The organism is Mesorhizobium sp. M5C.F.Ca.IN.020.29.1.1, from assembly GCF_003997375.1.
Lineage (GTDB): Bacteria > Pseudomonadota > Alphaproteobacteria > Rhizobiales > Rhizobiaceae > Mesorhizobium > Mesorhizobium wenxiniae.
The window spans coordinates 1-2,419 of the sequence record NZ_RZSW01000727.1 but is presented as its reverse complement, the minus strand read 5'-3'; the positions used below and the strand labels follow the sequence as shown (position 1 = coordinate 2,419).

General features: G+C 61.4%; 4 protein-coding genes. 1 reads left to right on the top strand and 3 read right to left on the bottom strand.

Going from position 1 to position 2,419, the window contains the following annotated elements; translation table 11 throughout:
* Positions 1–878 (bottom strand): monovalent cation:proton antiporter-2 (CPA2) family protein (locus EOA85_RS32760; RefSeq protein ID WP_206523424.1); only part of this gene is annotated, 878 nt, incomplete at its 3' end.
* 334 nt (positions 879–1,212) lie between these two features.
* Between EOA85_RS32760 and EOA85_RS32755 the strand changes: the two genes are divergently transcribed.
* Positions 1,213–1,395 carry a hypothetical protein gene (locus EOA85_RS32755; RefSeq protein WP_245486229.1) on the top strand — a complete coding sequence of 61 codons (183 nt, stop codon included), beginning with the start codon at positions 1,213–1,215 and terminating at the stop codon, positions 1,393–1,395.
* 96 nt (positions 1,396–1,491) lie between these two features.
* Here the strand turns inward: EOA85_RS32755 and EOA85_RS32750 are convergent, their stop codons facing one another.
* Both EOA85_RS32750 and EOA85_RS32745 read right to left on the bottom strand, forming a co-directional pair.
* The gene (locus EOA85_RS32750; protein WP_127212475.1) at positions 1,492–2,046 is read right to left on the bottom strand and encodes a hypothetical protein; all 555 of its coding nucleotides are present in this window, start codon (positions 2,044–2,046) and stop codon (positions 1,492–1,494) included.
* A 190-nt stretch (positions 2,047–2,236) separates the two neighbouring features.
* Positions 2,237–2,419: DUF697 domain-containing protein (locus tag EOA85_RS32745; protein WP_127212474.1), on the bottom strand; the 183-nt coding region annotated here is incomplete at its 5' end.

The window sequence follows — 2,419 nt, the reverse complement described above, 5'->3', positions numbered from 1 at the left end:
ACCACATGCAGGTCGAGCGACATGCCGACAGCGAGGAAGAACAGCCCGAGCAGCACACCGCGGAATGGTTCGACGTCGGCCTCCAGCTGATGGCGGAAGGTGGACTCCGACAAAAGCACGCCGGCCAGGAAGGCGCCCATCGCCATCGACAGGCCGCTGAGCTGCATGGCAAGCGCCGACCCCAGAACGACCAGAAGGGCGGCTGCGGTCATCACTTCGCGGGCGCGGGCGTCCGCCAGGATGCGGAAGAACGGATTGAGCAGATAACGCCCGGCCAGCACCAGCCCAACGATGGCGGCAAGGCCTATGCCCACCTCCGTCAGCCGCTGCGTCAAGCTCATATCGGCGCCGCCCGGCGCCAGGAAGGCGATCAGGGCCAGCAACGGCACGATCGCCAGGTCCTCGAGCAGCAGGATGGAGACGATGCGCTGGCCTTTGGGCGCAGCGATCTCACCACGTTCCTCCAGAAGCTGCATGACGATCGCTGTCGAGGTCAGCACGAAGCCGGCGCCGGCGACGAAGGATTGCGAGATCGGAAAACCTCCCGCCAGTCCGACGCCGGTCAGCAACAGCGCGCATACGCCGACCTGCAATGCCCCAAGGCCAAAGATCTCTCGCCTGAGGCCCCACAGCCGCGACGGTTGCATCTCCAGCCCGATGATGAACAGGAACATGACGACGCCGAGCTCGGCGACGTGAAGAATCGCTTCCGATTCGGAAAAGATGCCGATGCCGAACGGGCCGATGACCACGCCGGCCGCCAGATAGCCGAGGATGGAACCAAGCCCCACGCGCTTGAAGATCGGTACGGCGACAACACCTGCTGCGAGCAGCGCCACCACGTGGATCAGATCGCTGCCCGCTGCTTCTGCTGCCATGCCTGCCGTTCCGTTCTCTCTAGAAACCGCTGCATGTGCTGCGGCATCGAGCAGCCAAGATAGGGGCTTCGGCTGAAATCGAACAGTCCGAATTCCGGAAACTGGTGCAGCAGTGTTGCAGCCGCGCTCCACAGCTTTATGCACCCGCTGCGCTGCGTGTTGCAGCAATCGGGCGCTAAGGACGCGCGGCTTTGGCCGTGAAGGGCGGACGACGATCAAATCCGCGCCTTTTTTTGAGGGAGACGACTGACATGAAGATTTTTTGCTTGTTGCCATTGGCATCGCGGCATTTGCCGGATCGGCCTGCTAGAACGCACCGGACTGCACGACTGAAATGCTGACCAAGAAAGCTCAGGACATGACTGCAGCCCTTCAGGAGGCGATCACCAAGGATCCGGCCAAGGCGGCCGATCTCACCGCCAAGGTTCAGGCGGTCACGGCCAAGTATCAGGGCGCTACGACGGCGGACGAGGCCTGCAAGGCCTATGACGAGCTGACCGCCGCCATCAAGGCCTGAGAATCGATTTGAGTTTTGCGAAAGAAGCGGTGGCCGTGGCTGCCGCTTTTTTTATAGCGCGGCGCCGCACGTCCTGTCGGACGCGCAGATAAGCGCTCAGTTCGGCGCGATGGAGCCGACTTCGACCGTATCGACGCGCTTCAGCTTCATGCCGATGACCGGCACCAATTGCTGGTCGACGCGCACCGCAACCGTCACCGTCATCGAATTGTCGTTGGGGACAAGAGCCTGCATCACGCCGCGCAACTGATTGCGGTTGATGGTGAAGACGACCTTGTTGGGGCTGACCACGTTGCCGCCGATAATGTCGAGGCCGGAACCGGCGGCACCGCCCATGAAGCTGCCCTTGTAGCCCTCGCGGCCCTTGTGCTGGATCGTCGCCGACATCTGCTGGGTGAACATGCCGACCCGACAACCGCCGTCGAGCGACATGCCGATCTTGCCGTCAGGTGTCGAGCCGGTGAAATTGCAGGTGAATTTCGTGCCCTTGTATTTGCCGGCGACGATTTCCCCCGGGCCGACCCATTCGCCTTCCACCGATTGAAAGAACTTCTTGTCCCGTTCCGCTGCAAAGGTCTTTTCGGCCATGCCGGCAATTGTTGAAACCACGACCGCCATGGGCAGGACGCTAGACAAGATCACGCTTTTCATCGACGACACTCGGCAACAAAGAGTCTGGTTTGGAACCCGTCCGACCATGAACAAGATTGGTTAATGCTTCGTCACCGCTAGCGCATGGCCCCGAAAATCGGAAGCGATTTGCGATGGGATCATGCGCTAAATCAAAGGGCTACAGCGTCCTTTGCGAGCCACCAGGATGTGCGGTGCTGTAGGACGGTTGTCACGTGTCGGAAGCGGATGTTTCCTTCTGCTTTTTGGTTGCAAAAGATGTCAGCGCGGACAGGAAATCGCCCATGCCGGGCCGCCTCGCGGCGCTGAAGGGCAGGGGCCTTGCGGTCTCCATCGCAGCAATGCCGATGCGCGCCGTCATCATGCCGTTGACGACACCTTCGCCAAGCTTGGC